The 17,564-nt window shown below is 38.1% G+C and carries 14 protein-coding genes; 8 read left to right on the forward strand and 6 right to left on the reverse strand.

The window, feature by feature from the left end:
* The first annotated feature begins 238 nt into the window (after positions 1-238).
* From BABA_RS13990 to BABA_RS14015, 5 genes are all read left to right on the forward strand, one after another.
* The gene (locus BABA_RS13990) at positions 239-583 is read left to right on the forward strand and encodes a TIGR04076 family protein (RefSeq protein ID WP_007085850.1); all 345 of its coding nucleotides are present in this window, start codon (positions 239-241) and stop codon (positions 581-583) included.
* Entirely contained in the window at positions 583-1,629 is a 1,047-nt protein-coding gene (locus tag BABA_RS13995) for an aldo/keto reductase (protein ID WP_007085851.1), read from the forward strand. Before BABA_RS13990 ends, BABA_RS13995 begins: the two co-directional genes overlap by 1 nt.
* Positions 1,630-1,687: 58 nt before the next feature.
* The gene (locus BABA_RS14000; protein ID WP_007085852.1) at positions 1,688-3,118 is read left to right on the forward strand and encodes a Na+/H+ antiporter NhaC family protein; all 1,431 of its coding nucleotides are present in this window, start codon (positions 1,688-1,690) and stop codon (positions 3,116-3,118) included.
* A gap of 605 nt (positions 3,119-3,723) precedes the next feature.
* Entirely contained in the window at positions 3,724-4,293 is a 570-nt protein-coding gene (locus tag BABA_RS14010; protein WP_007085853.1) for a dihydrofolate reductase family protein, read from the forward strand.
* A gap of 486 nt (positions 4,294-4,779) precedes the next feature.
* Positions 4,780-5,403: a CPBP family intramembrane glutamic endopeptidase gene (locus tag BABA_RS14015; protein WP_007085854.1), complete on the forward strand. Its 624-nt coding sequence runs from the start codon at positions 4,780-4,782 to the stop codon at positions 5,401-5,403.
* A gap of 61 nt (positions 5,404-5,464) precedes the next feature.
* On the opposite strand, the gene BABA_RS14020 is transcribed toward BABA_RS14015, so the two are convergent.
* Together BABA_RS14020 and BABA_RS14025 are read right to left on the reverse strand one after the other, a co-directional pair.
* Entirely contained in the window at positions 5,465-5,791 is a 327-nt protein-coding gene (locus BABA_RS14020) for an AzlD domain-containing protein (protein WP_007085855.1), read from the reverse strand.
* Positions 5,782-6,501, reverse strand: coding sequence for an AzlC family ABC transporter permease (locus tag BABA_RS14025; RefSeq protein WP_007085856.1), 720 nt, complete (start codon positions 6,499-6,501; stop codon positions 5,782-5,784). Before BABA_RS14025 ends, BABA_RS14020 begins: the two co-directional genes overlap by 10 nt.
* Before the next feature lie 115 nt (positions 6,502-6,616).
* Between BABA_RS14025 and BABA_RS14030 the strand changes: the two genes are divergently transcribed.
* Positions 6,617-8,002: an aminotransferase-like domain-containing protein gene (locus tag BABA_RS14030; RefSeq protein WP_007085857.1), complete on the forward strand. Its 1,386-nt coding sequence runs from the start codon at positions 6,617-6,619 to the stop codon at positions 8,000-8,002.
* A 331-nt stretch (positions 8,003-8,333) separates the two neighbouring features.
* Here BABA_RS14030 and BABA_RS14035 read toward each other — a convergent pair whose 3' ends face one another.
* From BABA_RS14035 to BABA_RS14045, 3 genes are all read right to left on the reverse strand, one after another.
* Positions 8,334-8,825 carry a flavin reductase family protein gene (locus BABA_RS14035; protein WP_007085858.1) on the reverse strand — a complete coding sequence of 164 codons (492 nt, stop codon included), beginning with the start codon at positions 8,823-8,825 and terminating at the stop codon, positions 8,334-8,336.
* An 85-nt stretch (positions 8,826-8,910) separates the two neighbouring features.
* A complete protein-coding gene (locus BABA_RS14040) occupies positions 8,911-9,828 on the reverse strand; it encodes an alpha/beta hydrolase (protein ID WP_007085859.1) in 918 nt (305 codons plus the stop codon).
* 68 nt (positions 9,829-9,896) lie between these two features.
* Entirely contained in the window at positions 9,897-11,144 is a 1,248-nt protein-coding gene (locus tag BABA_RS14045) for an LLM class flavin-dependent oxidoreductase (RefSeq protein WP_007085860.1), read from the reverse strand.
* Positions 11,145-11,323: 179 nt separating this feature from the next.
* Here BABA_RS14045 and BABA_RS14050 point away from each other — a divergent pair, with 179 nt between their 5' ends.
* Positions 11,324-12,223, forward strand: coding sequence for a LysR family transcriptional regulator (locus tag BABA_RS14050; RefSeq protein ID WP_007085861.1), 900 nt, complete (start codon positions 11,324-11,326; stop codon positions 12,221-12,223).
* A 137-nt stretch (positions 12,224-12,360) separates the two neighbouring features.
* On the opposite strand, the gene BABA_RS14055 is transcribed toward BABA_RS14050, so the two are convergent.
* Positions 12,361-13,803, reverse strand: coding sequence for a L,D-transpeptidase family protein (locus tag BABA_RS14055; RefSeq protein WP_007085862.1), 1,443 nt, complete (start codon positions 13,801-13,803; stop codon positions 12,361-12,363).
* 356 nt (positions 13,804-14,159) lie between these two features.
* Between BABA_RS14055 and BABA_RS14060 the strand changes: the two genes are divergently transcribed.
* Positions 14,160-17,330 (forward strand): ATP-binding cassette domain-containing protein, encoded by a 3,171-nt coding sequence (locus BABA_RS14060; protein ID WP_007085863.1) that lies wholly within the window; start codon positions 14,160-14,162, stop codon positions 17,328-17,330.
* The last annotated feature ends 234 nt before the right edge of the window (positions 17,331-17,564 follow it).

The raw sequence follows: 17,564 nt of genomic DNA on the forward strand, positions 1-17,564 counted from the left end.
AGACGTATAGCCAGCGTTATAGTGCTAAGGGTGTGTGTGCACTCTGCAGAGAGGGTATGTATGATACATATCAAACAAGGTGGTACCGCAAGTTAACACTTGTCCTTGAATTATTATTTAAGGACAGGTGTTTTTTATTATTTTATGAGCCCAAACAACTGTTGTAAAAAAATGAAAACAGCAGCTTTATTATTAATTGCAGTTATGTTGATTGCAAGTGTTGATAGGAGTAAGTGCCATGGATGATAAATTTACGCTATATAACTTAAAAGTAGAGGTTGTATCTACAGATATACCAATGGTATGCAGGCATAAGGAAGGGGACTATTTCTTAGTTATTGGGGAAGACCTTATCTTCCCAGAAAATAATTCATTTTCCATGTATGCATTAAGTGCTATTTTGCCATTACTGCCTGCAAAGCAGCGGCCATTACACGCGAATGACTGGATGTTGTCCGATAGTGTAATTGCCTGCCCAGACCCGAACTGTGGTGCCAAATTTAAAATAAGCCGTATTGGAACGCAAGAATTTAGTCATGCGGATTGCACAATAGAACCAATACAAAAAGGAGATAAACAATAATGGCAGAACGATTCGAACTAGCAAAAGATTATACAATTAGCAGAGTGATCAACGGCTGTTGGCAGCTATCAGAAGGCCATAGTTTACAAACAAAACTAGATATGCAAGATGTCATGAAGGCCTTCCATATGCTTGCTGAAAGAGGATTTACGACATTTGATTGTGCAGATATTTATACGGGTACTGAAGAACTCCTCGGTGAATTTTTAACGGAACTAAAAGAAGGGAGCACTCTATCACCGCATGATATTCAAATTCATACTAAGTATGTGCCGGATATCAATTTGCTTAGTGAGGTCGATTACAATTATACAGAAAAAATAATTGACAGAAGTCTCAAACGTCAAAAACGAGATGTATTGGATCTTGTTCAGTTTCATTGGTGGGATTACAATGTGCCAGGCTATGTTGAGACAGCGGGAGATCTGTTAAAACTTAAAGAAAAAGGAAAGATCCGTAATATTGCCGTTACAAACTTTGATACGAAGCATTTGCGCGAAATCGTTGATGCCGGTATCCCTGTTGTGTCTTGCCAAAATCAATACTCGGTGTTTGATAGACGTCCAGAAAGAGAATTAATAGATTATTGTAAAAGCAAAGGAATTTCCCTGCTGTGTTACGGTACATTATCTGGCGGTTTGTTAGCTGAAAAATGGATTGGCCAGACTTCGATTCAACCCGAAACGCGCTCTCACGTTAAATATTTTCAGGTGATTGAAGATACTTTGGGCTGGGATGGCTATCAGGAATTGTTGGTACTGCTGCAAAGAATCGCTAAAAAGCATTCTGTCAAGGTTTCTCAGATTGCTACAAAATATATATTAAGCGGGCAAGGTGTTGGGGCATCTATTATTGGAGTTAGAAATAGCAGGCATGTGGAGTCAAATACAAAAATATTTGCTTTCGAACTCGATCGTACTGATATCGAAGAAATAAAACAATTCTTAGACAACTATCCAATAGTAGATGGCGAACCGTTTGAGTTAGAGCGTACTGTTGATTCGAAATATCGCGATATTATGAAGATGAACTTAAATGAGAAATAAGAGAGAGTGTATGTTTAGTTTAGAATAGAGAGTTTAGTAGAGGAGAGGGAGTTTCAATATGAATAAAAGACTTGAATTTAGAGGTGGCTGGGGAGCTGCGTTTATTCCAGTCGTTATTTTTCTGTTTTTCTGCATATTGTTTTTTATCGTTTTTAAAGCGTTCGAAATGTATGCTCTTGCAATGGGCGCTTTTGTCGCACTTATGGTTGGTGCAATTTTTGTAAAAAAGGGTAACTACAATCGTTTCTGGGATTCAGTCTATGAAGGCGTAAAGGAAGCCGTGCCGATTACAATCCTGCTGTTTGTCATCGGGATGTTTTCGGAGCTAATCAAAGCTACTAATATTTCGTCAGGTTTCGTATGGCTTGCAAACTTACTAGGCGTGGATGGTGGTTTATTCACTGCGTTTACATTCTTAGCAGTTTGTATCATTTCTACTGCAACTGGATCATCCATCGGGACAATGTTTACCTGCTTCCCTATTTTCTACCCGGCAGGAGTATTGTTGGGATGCGATCCTGCCGTTCTTGCGGGTGCAATCGTCAGTGCTTCTATTTTTGGTGATAACTTAGCTCCAATATCAGATACCACCATCATCTCTGCAGGAACGCAAGAATACACAAAAAAAGAAGGTTTTGCTGAGGTGGGCGGCTGTGTTGCTGCCAGACTGAAGTATTCCTTGGTCGCGGGTATTATCTCTTTTGTTCTGTTCTGGGTCTTCGGCGGCGGCGGCACGGTTGGAGTGGGCGCTTCGGATATTCTTGCGAAGAACATGAATCCTACCACACTGGTCATGCTGGTTCCGGTAGCCGTCATGTTAATTGCAGCAATCAAAACTCGCAATATCTATATAGCTATTACTATAGGTATCATTTTAGGGACAATAACAGGTCTGGCGTTTAACCTTTTAAATTTCGACAATATTATTTCAGTTGTGGATGGTGCTCCGAAAGGATTCTTAACGGGCGGCATCAGCAGCATGATGGCAACAGTCACGCTGGTAATTTCAGTCTATGGTATAATGGGTGTGCTAAACGGTGCGGGAGTGCTTGAAAAAGTCACAAATGGCATACTTAACAGCAAAATGGGTCAGACGGTTCGCGGTGCTGAAATCGCTATGATGTTAGGTATTTCGTTCACAACTTTGATCTTCGGTGGTGTGACTAGTGCATCGATGACGACATTCGGAAAAGTACAGAATGAGATTGGCAAACGCGTTGGTTTGCATCCATACCGTCGTTCCTATCTACTGGATGGTTTTGCTAATGCTATCGTGCTGGTCATACCTTTTTTAAGTGTTTTTGTATTCCTAGGTGCTTTGCTGTCAAAAGGTTATGATTTTGTTTCACCGCTTTTACTAACACAAGTTAGCAGCGGTATGATCTATTGCATGGTACTGTTCTTGGTTCTGTTGTTCTCTATCATAACGGGATGGGGCCGCGAATATGAAGGCTTGGAAGGGAAAGCGGTTAGCAATCCTCAAGAATAGTAAAACAGGATACCAAGTTCGGCTCTCATAATATGGTGAGAGCCTTTTTTTTGCATCGAATCGAACCGGATAAATAAATAAGTTTTGAATCAATTCCTAAAATGGACTGAGCAAGGTACATGAAACGCATCTGTGGCTCTCTAAGCACATCTTTTCCCTTCTTCACCTCCACAAAGAAACAAGTTTCCAGATTGTAAACGAACATTTGCTTATACCAGGTCCATTCCATTCAAGCAAGAAGGATGGGACAACGGATTAGTCTCTTTTCTTCCATTTTAGAAGTAGTTCTTCCTCATAAGGTATAGTGATTTTTTCAATCATCATAGTTGGCATAATTGGCTCCCCTTTCCAATCCTTTTCAAAAGTATAGCTCACCAATGTATGATTATTCGGCTACGGTATACATATAAATACCATATCCATAGCGTACTTCCAATATTTCTTCTGAATAGAATTACTTAATCAATTATTTTAATTTAAATTATGTAAATAGATTATTGAGGCAGAGTTGAGTAACATTAGTAACATATGGCTGCCACATTTAAAGAAATATACAATAGCCAGGTGAAAATAACAATATTTCAAGAGTAAAAGGAGTGAAAACTATGATCAATAACGAAAGACCACGAAGAATAATTTTAGATTTAGCAGTTACTTTAGATGGATTTATTGAAGGGCTAAATGGAGAAGTTGATTGGTGCATCATGGATTCTGAGATGGGATTTATTAATTTCTTGAATCAAATTGATACTATTTTATATGGAAGAAAAAGCTACGATTTATGGGGACAATTTACTCCAGAAAGTGATGTTGCTGATACTGAAAAAGAAATGTGGGAAATAGTTCATAGTAAAGAAAAATATGTGTTTTCCAGGATACAAAAAGGGACTGATAGTAAAGCAATATTCATAAATAACAATATTCTTGAAGAAGTAAATAAATTAAAGAATAAGCCTGGTAAAGACATCTGGTTATATGGTGGAGCAAGTCTTATTACAAATTTTATCAATTTAGGGCTTGTTGATGAATTTAGATTATCTGTTCACCCTGTTATTTTGGGAGAAGGAAAACCGTTGTTTATTGATATAAAACAGAGGTTGGATTTGAAAATGGTTAATACAAGAACGTTCTCCTCTGGTGTTGTGCAACTAATCTATTATTTGAATAGGAATTAATAATATTGCACATTCCAAAGATAAAATACAATAAATATCACAACCGAAGGCAAGAGGGGCTAACTTATTAAGCCCGTAAACTTCACCAGCACCTAAAAGAAGGCAACTAACCCAATTAAATAGGGTGTTGCCTTTTTATGTTTCATGTAACGGAATAACAAAACAGTTTTGAATACGGACACTTCTGTAGCAGTGTCAATGTCTAGCCTTTACCTAAGTAATGTAGCCATTCTTAATTTATGCTAGATTTACTTTAAGTAAAATCCTTCGTTTCAATTATAAGAAAACGACTAGGCATCGCCTAGTTAATTTCTTATAATTATGAATAAAAGAATCAGGGGGGAATATATGAGTTATTACGGTAAAGTAATAGCAGGTTTCATTGTGCTGGATTTGTATTTGAACGTGGGAATTGCGAAGTCAAGTTAATTTTTACTACAGGTTTTATTAGTTCTTTTGTTTTTTCCATTATTGAAGGGAATTTTAATGTTAACTAAGGTAAAAGAGTATAGAAGTATCGGAATCAGTTTTCATCCAAAATGGTGGAGAAATACGGTAATTGGGTTTATTATCGGTTTTTCATTTTGGCTGATGAAGTACATACTCGTTTATCTTTTTGGCGGATTTGAAATGACGGTTGGGAAGTCGTTCCCGGAAATGATCATGTCACTTTTGATGGTGATGCTCACATTTTTGGTCGGATCTTTTTTAAACGACATCATCATCCGAGGGTATGTATTTGGGCATTTAAAAGAGAGAATTCCTGTGAAATGGGTGTTTATCATTTCCCTTATACTTTATGCCCTAGATGACTCCTGGAATGAAGGGTTTAGTATAACTAACACGCTGTTTTCTCTTATCCTCGGACTATCGTTAACATATGCGGTTTATAAAACCGGTTCGCTTTGGGCGGACACCGGCATCCATTGGGGGCTGAACGTCTGCTATGGTATCTTTAACGGAACACTCGGTAGCTCAGATGGGGGAATCATAATATCTACGTACGAACCACAATCCATGTTTCTAGAAATGATCAGCTACATTGTGCCTTTGTTCATGTTTGTGTTCGTATATTTGATACGAAACAAATTTGTACGAGATAACGGCTAAGGGTACCTCTAGCCGTAACCTGTATGCTTATCACTAAATTCATTAACAGCACTTTACCAATTTAAAACACAAATCGTAATACCATTATAGAAATAATTCCAGCTACAACAGTTCCTAATAAACTGCGTGTGACAATCGCAATAATAAAAGTAGGCAATGCGGCAATTAGTTCAAGGTTTTTTTGCAAAGGTTCCAGTTTTCCGTTTGCCATTAGCAATTCCTGCCCCACTAAGGCTGCCATAACGGCAATGGGAACGTAGTTCAACCAGCGCATGGCCCATTCTGGCAGTTCAACACGACTCAGAATGGCAATTGGAAGCACTCTTGGAATGAATGTTACAAGGGCTGAGCCTAATATTATTAAAAGGATAGACCATCTTACTTCCATTTTTCCACCGCCATTCCTATGGTTGAGGCAATGATTGTCGCCACAATCACACCTACACTTCCAGATGCCACTAAACTTACCCCTACAACAATAGCAACAGCACTTAGTGCCACAAGAACATCTTTCATCCATTTTCTTCGGCTAAACATCTGCAGGACAAGAAGGCCAATAAACATACCAGGCAATGCAAAATCAAGACCGAACTTTTCCGGATTCGAAATCCATGCTCCGAAAAATGCTCCTGCAATATTGGCGATGAACCAATTTAAATAAGCAGTTATATTTAGACCATACATCCATTTTTCGCTGAGCCATTTCTTACTTGCTGCTTCATTCATTGCCACACCAAATGTTTCATCCGTAAGTAAAGATCCGATGAATATATTTTTGAAGGGGGTAAGATGACGGAAATAGGGCGATATAGCCGCGCTCATTAAAAGATGGCGGAGGTTAATAAAGAAAATGGTAAAGATAATTGCTAGAGTGGGACTATTAGCCCCAATCATCGCGGCAGCAATAAATTGACCAGAACCTGCGTATAAAAGTAAGGATATTAGTCCAATTTCAACAATCGAAAGTCCTGCTGTTTTTTCCACAACACCGGCCGCAAATCCAATACTTAAGTAACCAAGTACAGTGGGCAGACAATCACGTACACCGGCAAAGAAGTTGCTTTCTTCCCGCAAAAAGGTGTTATCACTTATGTTCATTCTCTTTCACCCACTTTTTCAGAATAATTTGTATGTTATTAACTTTATCATCTTCATTGTATGGCTTCAATGATATAATTGTATGCAATACAATTTTTTTCGAGAAGGGTGTTATATGCCAGTTAATTCATTTGAAAACTATCCTATATCCTGGAAGCCGGATCAAAAGCAGCTTGTTCCTCCATTGTATCGCTCGATTGCTAGTTTGCTGGAATATGATATTCTCAATGGCTTTCTCGCACCCAATACGAAACTTCCTCCTCAACGAGAATTAGCAGATTTTCTTGATATTAACCTCAGCACTATCACAAGGGCATTTAAAATATGCGAGGTGAAAGGATTAATCTATGCCGTTACTGGAAGGGGAACCTTTGTTACTCCCAATATAAAAAATGCTATTTTCATGGCAGGCAGTGATGAGAATAAGAATTGTATAGAGATGGGGATCATCAAGCCCCTTGACAGCACAAACTCATTCGTCGCACAAGCGATTAAAAGCATTGCCACCAAAGAGTATCTGGAAAATTTGTTAGATTACAGACACCCGTTAGGAATGCCTTATCATCGAATGGCAGCCAAAAAGTGGATGCAGCGCTTTAACATGGATGTAGCCATTGAAAATATTGCAATCACTTCAGGAGGGCAAAATTCGTTTTCGCTGATTCTAATGACCTTGTTTCATCCGGGAGATAAAATAGCGGTAGATATATATACTTATCCTAATTTTATTGAACTGGCCAAATTATTGAATATCCAATTAATCCCTATTGAGGGTGATGAGTTAGGCATGAAGCCGGAGAGATTAGATGCCGTCTGCAGAACAAATCCATTGCAGGGAATTTATTTGAGTCCCTCCTGCAATAATCCTACTGCTGTAACAATGAATATGGATCGCAGAAAGGAAATAGCAGAGGTCATCAATAAACACGGGCTTATTTTAATAGAGGATGACGTATACTCTTTCCTGGCACCAAATGGCTATTCCCCTATTTCATCTTTTGTACCGGAAAGGTTTGTTTATATCCTGAGTATTGCCAAATCACTCAGCTCTGGTATACGAGTTGCATTTATCGCTTATGCCAATCAGTTCGTTGAAAAAATCACGTATGGTATTTTCAATCTCAACGTAAAAACATCTGCCTTAAATGCAGAAATTATAACAGAATTAATTAATACAGGGGCTGCCGAACAAATCATTAACAAAAAGCGAGAAATTTCACAAGATCGGAATCGGATTTATCAGAAATATTTTCAAATCGATCACAAGCGTGAAAACCCTATTAGTTTTTTTCGCTGGTTACCATTGCATAAAGAATGGCAGCTAAACCAGTTTGAGCATATTGCTTTAACCCGGGGGATTCATGTTTATCATTCACATCGTTTCTTGGTCAAAAAAGATGAATCTCCCCAATTTACTCGTATTTCACTAACATCTCCTAAGGACTCAGATGAATTGGAGAATGGGCTTTGCATCCTAAAAAAATTTTTGCTAGAGTCGTAAATATTTGGTCTTTTTTGAAGCGAAAACGGGTGAAAGCAGGAGAAAAGGAAAATCTTTTTTATGACAGCGAACGGAGGAATGCGGGGTGAAGGGGGAAGAAGTGAAAGTTAATTTTTTACAGAACATTAAAGAAAGGCAACTAACCCATTCATATGCTCCCCTTAAAGTAGACAGATTAAAAAACAAAAATCTATTGTTACTTTAGGGGAGATTTTTTATGGAATTCAATCAAAGACTGTATCCTTATGAAAAACATATAATTTTTTGAAACTAGTGTCTATTATTGAGCCAGCTCCTCTATAGAAAGGTTTCGAATCATCATCATTATTGACTACCAATCTTTTGGAATGGTCCCTGCCTTTCTGTTATAAAAAAGTAACGGTTCCTTGTCATTTTTAAATAAATCTAATACTTCACCTACTAGAATGATATGATCACCTGCATCTATTCGTTGAACAGTACGGCATTCTAAAGTTCCGAGGGAATCCTTGATGATTGGTAATTTGTTTTCCGATGTATACCAATTTACTCCCTTAAAACGATCAGATCCCTTTCTGGCAAATGCCCAGCATGCTTCAACTTGATCTGAAGCTAGGGTATGAACAGTAAAACCGTCAGCCTTTAAAAACGTTTCAAATGAAGATGTTTTTTTATCGATACACCATAGTACTAACAATGGGTCGATTGACACGGAGGTAAAGGAATTTACCGTAAGTCCGGCAGGCTCTCCATTCTCGTCGATAGTCGTAATAATCGTAACGCCAGTTGGATAGTGACCCATGATTTGTTTAAAGACATCTCCTTTTTCCATTGTACGTTTCAAAATGATCCCCCTTTTCTACAAAAAAGGCTACCGAAGCAGCCTTTTCTGAATAGTTTTTAAACCTCAAATTTGTCGGAAGCCATTTTTAAGGAATTTCAATAGCTTCCAGCTTTTTAGTTACATAGTTTCCAATTTCATTGATAGCTTCTTGCGCTTCTGGGACACTTGCAGCAAATGCGTGGAACACGTGCCACATGTCTTCGAATATTTTGAAGGTGACTTCAACACCTGCAACTTCAGCTCTCTCTACGAGTCGAACAGAATCGTCCAGTAAAATTTCGTCATTACCGACATGAACTAGCATTGGAGGCAGCCCCTGTAAATCTGCGTAAATAGGGGAGACCAATGGATGACGGCGATCCAAATTCCCTATATACATAGGGGGTGTTGCCCTGCTCTGGTCAGGGTTTAGCCATGGATCTACATCTTTTCTGGTTTCCATTGTTTTCCCCGTTCCTTCCATATCAGTCCAAGGTGAGAGAAGTACAGCAGCGGTTGGAAGAGTGTCACCCGCATCTCTTAAAGTTAATAACGTGGCCAAGCTTAACCCGCCACCAGCGGAATCTCCGCCAATAATTATTTGAGACGGATCAACCCCTTGATCCGAAACAAGCCAGCGATACGCAGCAACTGCATCCTCAATGGCGGCAGGGTATTGATGCTCAGGAGCCAGTCTATACTCAACTGTAAGCACCCGGCTATTTGTTGCTTTGGAAAGGCGTGATGCCAAATCCCGGTAGGCTTTACAGCTGCCTATGATGTAACCGCCTCCGTGTAGGAAAAGAAATACGCGGTTCTGGTCAGCGGTAGGTGTTGAGACCCATTCAGCCGGTGTTTCTCCTATTTGAATCCTATTGACAGAAACATCCGACGGTAGTGGTGTACTACTCATCAAGTCTTCCAGGCTTTTTCTCATTTCCTCAATGGAAGGCTGTTTTTGTGCCTGCTGCACTCCCCATTCTATTAACCCCTGCCTAACGGCCAAACTCTCTTTACTTGCCATCTAGCATACCTCCTTAGTGTCTATAGATTTGGTAACGTTTATAAAGTGCGTAAAAAATTTATTCTTTTCTAATTTTTGGCTTGAATTGTTTCCGTAATTGGCAGTCGTGGAGGTGAGACCACTGTATAATCCTCATCCGCGTGACGAGCCGGGGTCTTGCGTGCCAATGCTTGCTCCATTGCCAGGGTCAGTCTTTCCTGTTTGCGTGCTTGATACTGCTCATCACGTTCTTTAAATTCCGGCATTACTTCCCGGGCAAATAAAGTCAGTGCCTCACAAATATGCTCATGCTTGTTATTCCCTGCCTGACTGATGAAAATCACCTGGTCAACACCGGCTTCTTCATAACGGCGTAGGAGTTCGCGCACTTGCTCTGGTGTCCCTACTGCTCCTCTCCCAGAAATGGTCTCATGACCTGTATCATCAGAAACACTAGTAGCGGCCTGCATTTGGTTTTGGTTAAATTCATCCCAAATATCCGAATATCCAGGGCGGTGCTTACCGAAGGCATAATAATGTCCTAAAGCATAATCGAAAAAGTTAGCCCCCTCGATACCTCGTTCGATTGCTGTTTTTTCATCCGCATGTACCATAAACGGCAGTACTAAAGCAACATTTGGATTGACGGAAAAACCGGCAGGATTACATTGTTCAGATGCAAATATCTGATAATATTCATCTACCCACTCTTTAGCCTGCTCGGGTTCAATAAATGCAAAGGACAGAGCGCCAATTCCTTTTAATGCTGCAGAACGAATATATTCATGCGCGCTGCACGCCATCCATAAAGGTGGGTGCGGCTTTTGCATTGGCTTTGGAAGGACGTTACGTGCAGGCATTTTTAAAAATTCGCCATCATAACCAGCAAACGGTGCTTCAACAAACATCTTGGTAATCGCATCGAGAGCTTCGCTCCATTCCCTGCGCTTGACACCACGGTCGACATTAAAGCCACCCAGTTCAATTTCAGCTGAACCTTCTCCTGTTCCAAATTCAACCCTGCCATCAGAAATTAAATCCAACGTTGCAATCCGCTCAGCTACACGAGCTGGATGGTTGAATTCCACTGGAAGCTGGACAATACCGTGTCCAATACGAATGTTTTTCGTACGCTGAGAAGCTGCTGCGAGAAACACTTCTGGTGCGGAAGAATGGCTGTACTCTTCAAGAAAGTGATGCTCAACCTCCCACAGGTAGTCATAACCCAGTTGATCGGCCAGTTCAATTTGATCCAGCGCGTCTTTTAAAAGCTTATGCTCGTCCCCATCTTTCCATGGTTTCGGCAATTGGTGTTCATAGAATAATCCAAATTTCATTGCTTTTTCCTCCTTCATAATTGAGGCTCAAATTAGGGTGGCTGGCAGTTTCTGTATTCAGTTTATTGTTGTGTGAATTTTTAGACTAATCTAAAATTAATTTTACAAAAGGAAGTGACCCATGTAAAATTAATATAAATCATGATTTCATGAGTTTTATTCATGGATGGAGGGATTAGGTGAATATTGAGCAATTAAAATATATCGTTGAAGTGGCAAAAACAAGATCGATTACCACGGCAGCGCAAAATCTGCATGTTACGCAATCCGGTATAAGCAGGGCGATTGCTTCACTTGAAGATGAGCTTGGAATCTATCTTTCCAAGCGTACACGTTTAGGGGCAGAACTAACGGTTGATGGAAAAGAGTTGATTTCACAAGCCAAAGAGATCCTTTTGAAGCTTCAAGAATTTGAGGAGAAAGCAAGGAATAAACAAACAGAATTAAAAATATCAGCAATATTTGGACTATGCAACACAATATTACTTGATGCCTTTAAATCTTTTCAGGAAAAACAATGTCATATTAAAGTAGATATTGAAGAAGATTCCACAGAGGGGATTATTGAAGGGGTCAAAGAAGGAAAAACCCATGCAGGTTTAATTCATATCTACGAAAGTATGCTTAAAGAGCATGATGATTTGCTATTTAAGATTCTTTTCGATTCAAAAGTATATGTCCTCGTAAACAAACATTCACCATTAGCCTCCCGTGAATACATAACACCTTATGATTTGTCAGAGCATCCTATTGTTATTTATAACAGTGTGTATGTGAGGGCTTTTTTTCAAGAGCTTTCCGATAAATATGCTTCTAATAAGATCCTTTTTGCCACTAATAACACCGATATCATCGAAAAAACAGTTGCCGAGGGAAGAGCCATTAGCTTTATTCTAGTCAATGATATAAAAAATGAAAAAGTTATGTTAAACAATATGATAATCTCTAAACCTTTTCTGATAGATAATTACCCTGTAAAGATTCCTATGGGATACGTAGTAACAAAGAATAATTCATCAAAATCTGCGAAGATATTCCTAAATATTATCCAAGACCAAATGGAAAATTACAAAATTTGAGAAATCGAAGAGGAGTAAAGCAATAGGATAGAAATGGCCCTGTTACAAAACCGGGCCATTTTGTGTGAACCTGTATAGCTCCTTAAGTGTTTAATCAACAAGAATCCCTATACTTCGGGTTGTGACCGCATTTATTCTCAATAAACAACAACCGGCTCATTGGTGCTGAGATTGTCATACACTGTTTTCATCATGCTAGGAGGAGTATTGACGCAGCCGTGTGATCCTGCCGTAAGATAGGCATTACTTGCCCAATTGCCTCGCCAGCTGGCATCGTGGAACCCCTGTCCGTCATTTGTAAAAGGAGCCCAATAATTAACAGGAGCCTGATAAGTGATTTTTCCATTTTCTCTGCCCGTTAGTACGGCAGGCGTTTGCTTATAGAGGATATACCACACTCCAGGTGTTGTATCATGACGGTTATCATGTGTACCAGTAACAACATTGGTTGTGACGACTAATTGCCCATTTTTGTAAATCCAAATTCGCTGCTCTGCAATGGAGACTTCAGCATATGTATCGCCAATACCATTATTGGTGATTGTGTCATATCCGTAGCCTTCACCCTTCCAGCCATGTCCGTAAATATTAGACGCAGAAACGGATTTTCCGCCATTTTCAAAAGCTTCTATAATTTGTGGTATTTCTTTTTCAACATCTATGGCCCAGCCATAGCCTTTACCTTTAACGGATATCACCGAACCTGAATGGGTCTTGAATGTGAAATCCTTATTTAATGTGGATTGGGAGTTGTTAATTTCAGCAATCTTATTCTGAATATCACCCGCATCATCCATCTTAATCTGTAAATCATTTGAAATAGATGCATTCTTAATTAATTCGCTCGCGTTTAACGTAAAAACTTTATCCTGCACCTTGTATTCAACGGTCTGGGCAAGGAATTCTTCAAACTTTTTCTGTTGATTTTTTACAAACTCGCTGTCTTCTTTAATTGGCTGTATGTATACTGGATCGAGGCGGATTTCACTAATATATTCGTGCTTGTCATAGTCCTTCAAAAGACTAGCTACATCATACTGCTCTCCGCTAATGCTGTTTGCGACAACAATTTTGCCTTGTTCCAAACGAACCACTGCATCTTGTGGTGCTTTTAAACTCTGATTCATGGCTAGCAGCTTTTCTTCCACCTGCTTTTTCAACGCCTGATTTCTGAAATGGTCCTGACTGCCCGGCATTAATGAATAATCTTTTACTTTTGAAGAAGGAAAAAACGTCCACTGGCTCTTTAATAATTTTTTGATGTTGGGCAGGTCATTATCCGTAAATCCCATCTTTGAATCTGTTCCATCTAAAATCTGTTGACTTCCGACAAAGACTACATTTTTTAATACGGTGGTTTTTAATTTGTCTAGTGCCTGGTCAACGGTCATTCCACCGACTTTGGTGTTATTAATCTTAATTTCTGAATTGAAATGGTTTGCCTGATAGTAGCTGCCTGCTGCAATGATGAGTGCGATAATAAAGATGATACTTGCTGTAATAAACCTCCAGTTTGCATACCACTTAGTTGCCTTACTGTTTTTATTCCCAATCTTTTGAATATTCAATGTTCTTTCCATGAAGTTCCCCCCAAATATGTTCCTCAACTATCTATGACCTTAACCTTATGATTTGTGTCATACATTACCGATATTTTGAAAAAGGTGGTAAATATATACTACTATTCTACAAAATGTCATATTCGAACATTGTCGGTTTTTGTGTATGTTTAAATTTTTTATTTTTTTATTTTTGCATTCCTGTAGGAGCTATGTTTTTGATAAAAATTACACTTACAATAGTGTAATAGGGGAAATGTAGGACAAACCGGCTCAGTTTAGGACTGAGCCGGTTGTTTTTTCAAAAATCACAACAAATTCATTTTAAGTTGTGCTAACATGGCAATACTAGATTTAGAGAATGGGGAGGATATCAGATGAAAATAAATCAATTAATTGCAAACAATATTATCCGTTTAGATGCAGACTTGCCGGAAGATCAATCGTTAGGGATTGCCGGTTTGTCCGGATCTGGCAAAACAACTTTTTGCAGGACCATTGGTGAAGAATCCAAGAAACGTCTCGTTTCCTTATTGCCAAAGGCTGAATATCAGTATTTATTCCCTGATATTATGGAAACCAATTTCAGTGCCATTAATATGGAAGAAATGCCTTTAGTGCTTTTTCTGGGGAGATCATCGATTTCTTCTAATCCACGTTCCACCATTGGCACGCATACGGGCGTTTTTACAGAGATTCGTGTTGCTCTTGCTGAAAAATATAACCTTTCACCTGAAGTCTTTTCATTTAATAATGAATTAGGCTGGTGTCCTAAGTGTAAAGGCCGCGGTACGAACAGTAATGTCGAATGCCCTAAGTGTAAAGGCAGACGTTATAACGAGGAAGTTGAGAAAAATACAATCGATGTATTTGGTAAACCGCATAGTATATCAGATATTAACAACTTAAGTATTGAAATGATTCTTTCGTTATCGGAAGATTTACATATTAGTGAAGAAAAACAGCATATTCTAAAAAATATTATCAATATGAATATTGGTTACTTAACATTAAATCGCATTATGGGTACATTGTCAGGTGGAGAATTAACGCGACTTTACTTGGCAGAATTCATGGCAACAAGTGAAAATACGGTCATTATCATTGATGAAATATCAGTGGGTATTGATCATGAAACATTACTAAAAATTTTAGAACAAATTAAACAGTTAGGCTATAAAAATCAAATTTGGCTTATTGACCATTCTGACACTGTGCTCGATACAACAGACGATCAAGTATTCTTTGGACCCGGCAGTGGTAAATATGGCGGGAAAATCGTGGATGAGTCACCGCGACCAGAACCGGTATACTCAGGACGAAACGAGGAAGAGCCAACAGATTACTACCATTTTCATGATTTATATTGCCGTAATATTCAAATGGCCGAAATGAAAATACCAAAAAATAGACTTGTAGCTATTACCGGAGAGTCTGGATGTGGTAAATCAACACTTGTCAACCAATGTATTGCCGAGGATTTCCAAAAGCGGTACAAAAAAGATAAACTCGTTATGGTTGGACAAGATCGAAACCAATCCATTACTAGTCGGTCAACCGTTGCGACTTTTCTTGATATTAAAAAGAAAATCACAAAATATAGTGAAGAAATTGATGATATATTCGATCGCTCCATTGAAGACATCATTGAAGAGCTTCCAAATGAAGATATCGCACATAAACGTTTGAGCTTATTAATTAAACTTGGACTAGGCTATTTGACATTAAATAGAAAAACACAAACATTATCGACTGGTGAATTTCAATGTGTACATTTAGTCTCGGAACTGTTTGCAAATTCTCGAAATCCTCATACCCTTTTTATTTTTGATGAACCATCAAAAGGCTTATCACAAAATATTTTAAATCAATTCATTGATAGTATCAGGGATATTTTACAAGATGAATCCGTTTCCATCATAATGATTGAACATAATGCCTATATGATGGAGAATTCTGATTTTATCGTTGATTTTGGTAGAAGAAAGAATGAACCTGTAACAAATCTTGATGTTGTTAGTCATCATGAATATTATGAGACTAAAAATAGGGAAGATAGTGCGCTGGCATCACCTATTGCGTCTACACTCCATTCACAACATGGCATAACGTATCTAAAAGATAATCATATCGACTATTTTAAACGGGCAGAAAATGTCTATAAGGGCGGTATTTTAAAAAGCTTATCATCAATGGCTCGTTTAATTTATGGTGAATACGATTCTAATAAAATTGCACCCGTTATTGCCATTGATCTTGAAAGACATTTGTATAGTCAATATAGTTTTCTTTATGAAATGGGTGGGGTGATTAACCATATTGTGGCGGCACATCCAACCAACAAAGATACGAGAAGCTTTGATTTCTATTCTCCAGACAATCATTGTCCATCATGCTCAGGACGCCTCAAAATTGAAATCTTTGATAAAGATCTGGTGATTCAAGACAAAAATCTTCCATTCTGGGATGGTCTATTCTATCCAGAAATAATGGAAGTTTTAAAATTTTATAAATACCCAAAATTAGAATTTCTTTTTGAAGAATTAAAAAACGAGCTCGGTCACGATCTGACGAAAAGCTATAATGAGATGTCAGATGAAGAAAAACATACATTTTGGTACGGGTATTTTGAAAAGTCATTTTATGATAAGGAAGGAAAGGCACGCAGGACATGGGTAGGGTTTAATACCATCCTTGGTATGTATATTGTCGTTTCAAAATCAATAATTAAAGAGAAAATGAAAGCCTCTAAGGAAAAAATCACATGTCCAATTTGTGAGGGTACTGTTTTAAACCACCATAAACCGCTTAAATTTGGAGACACAGATATTCGTGAAATGATCAATCAACCAATTGACCAAGTATTGGAAATAGTAGGTAAGTTACCTGCACTTGTCAAACTAAAATCGATTGTCGGCGGCGATATGGTTTTGACAGAGGATGTCTCTTTACTGCCTAGAAAAACACAAGTTGCTTTGAAAATGTTTGAATTAGAACAAGCAAGCTTTACGGGGTATGAAATGGTTTTACAAAATGTCTTACCATTCTGGGATATAATCAAAGACCATATCGAATCCATTAGCCACAACAATCAAGTGACCATCTGTGATTTTCCTTCTATTAATGAAACAAAAGAAACGATCATAGATCAGTATTTCACAAATGGAAAATATAAAAAATTAACCTATGTGTATGAAACATTTGGTTACAAAAAATTAGTTACCGAAATGAATAAAATGAAAAAAAGCCATCCATGTCCATTTTGTAAAGGAAAGAAAGTGATATCAGAAGATAATCTGCATGATGGCGTGTTTAAATTAACTATTCCATGTGTAAGTTGTTATGCAACTGGCATCAATGATGAGGGTCTTAAGGAACTTGTTGAAGGCATCACAGTAAAAACATGGTTAACTGGAACAGTAAGTGATGTTGTGGATGAAAGCTTATATACAGAAGCTGTCCGGGACATTCCCATTTTCAATCGTATTCGTGAGTTAAATAAACGGGATATGATGGCAGTTTATCAATGCCTTGAGAAAAATAGCTAAATTAGAATGATTATAACAAGCAATATTTTAAAATAAAGCTAGCAATCAGCTAGTGGTTATTACCCATTTGCAAAAAAAATTTCCCTCAAACTAATTTGTTTGGGGGATTTTTGTTTAGGGGTATAGTTCCTAAACATTGTAAATTAATCTAATTGCTTCTCGAATGTAAGGAATGTGTATTCCCAAAATTTGTACTTCTATAATGTTTAATATATGTGCTATATTAATAAAGTG

Source organism: Neobacillus bataviensis LMG 21833, from assembly GCF_000307875.1.
Lineage (GTDB): Bacteria > Bacillota > Bacilli > Bacillales > Cytobacillaceae > Neobacillus > Neobacillus bataviensis.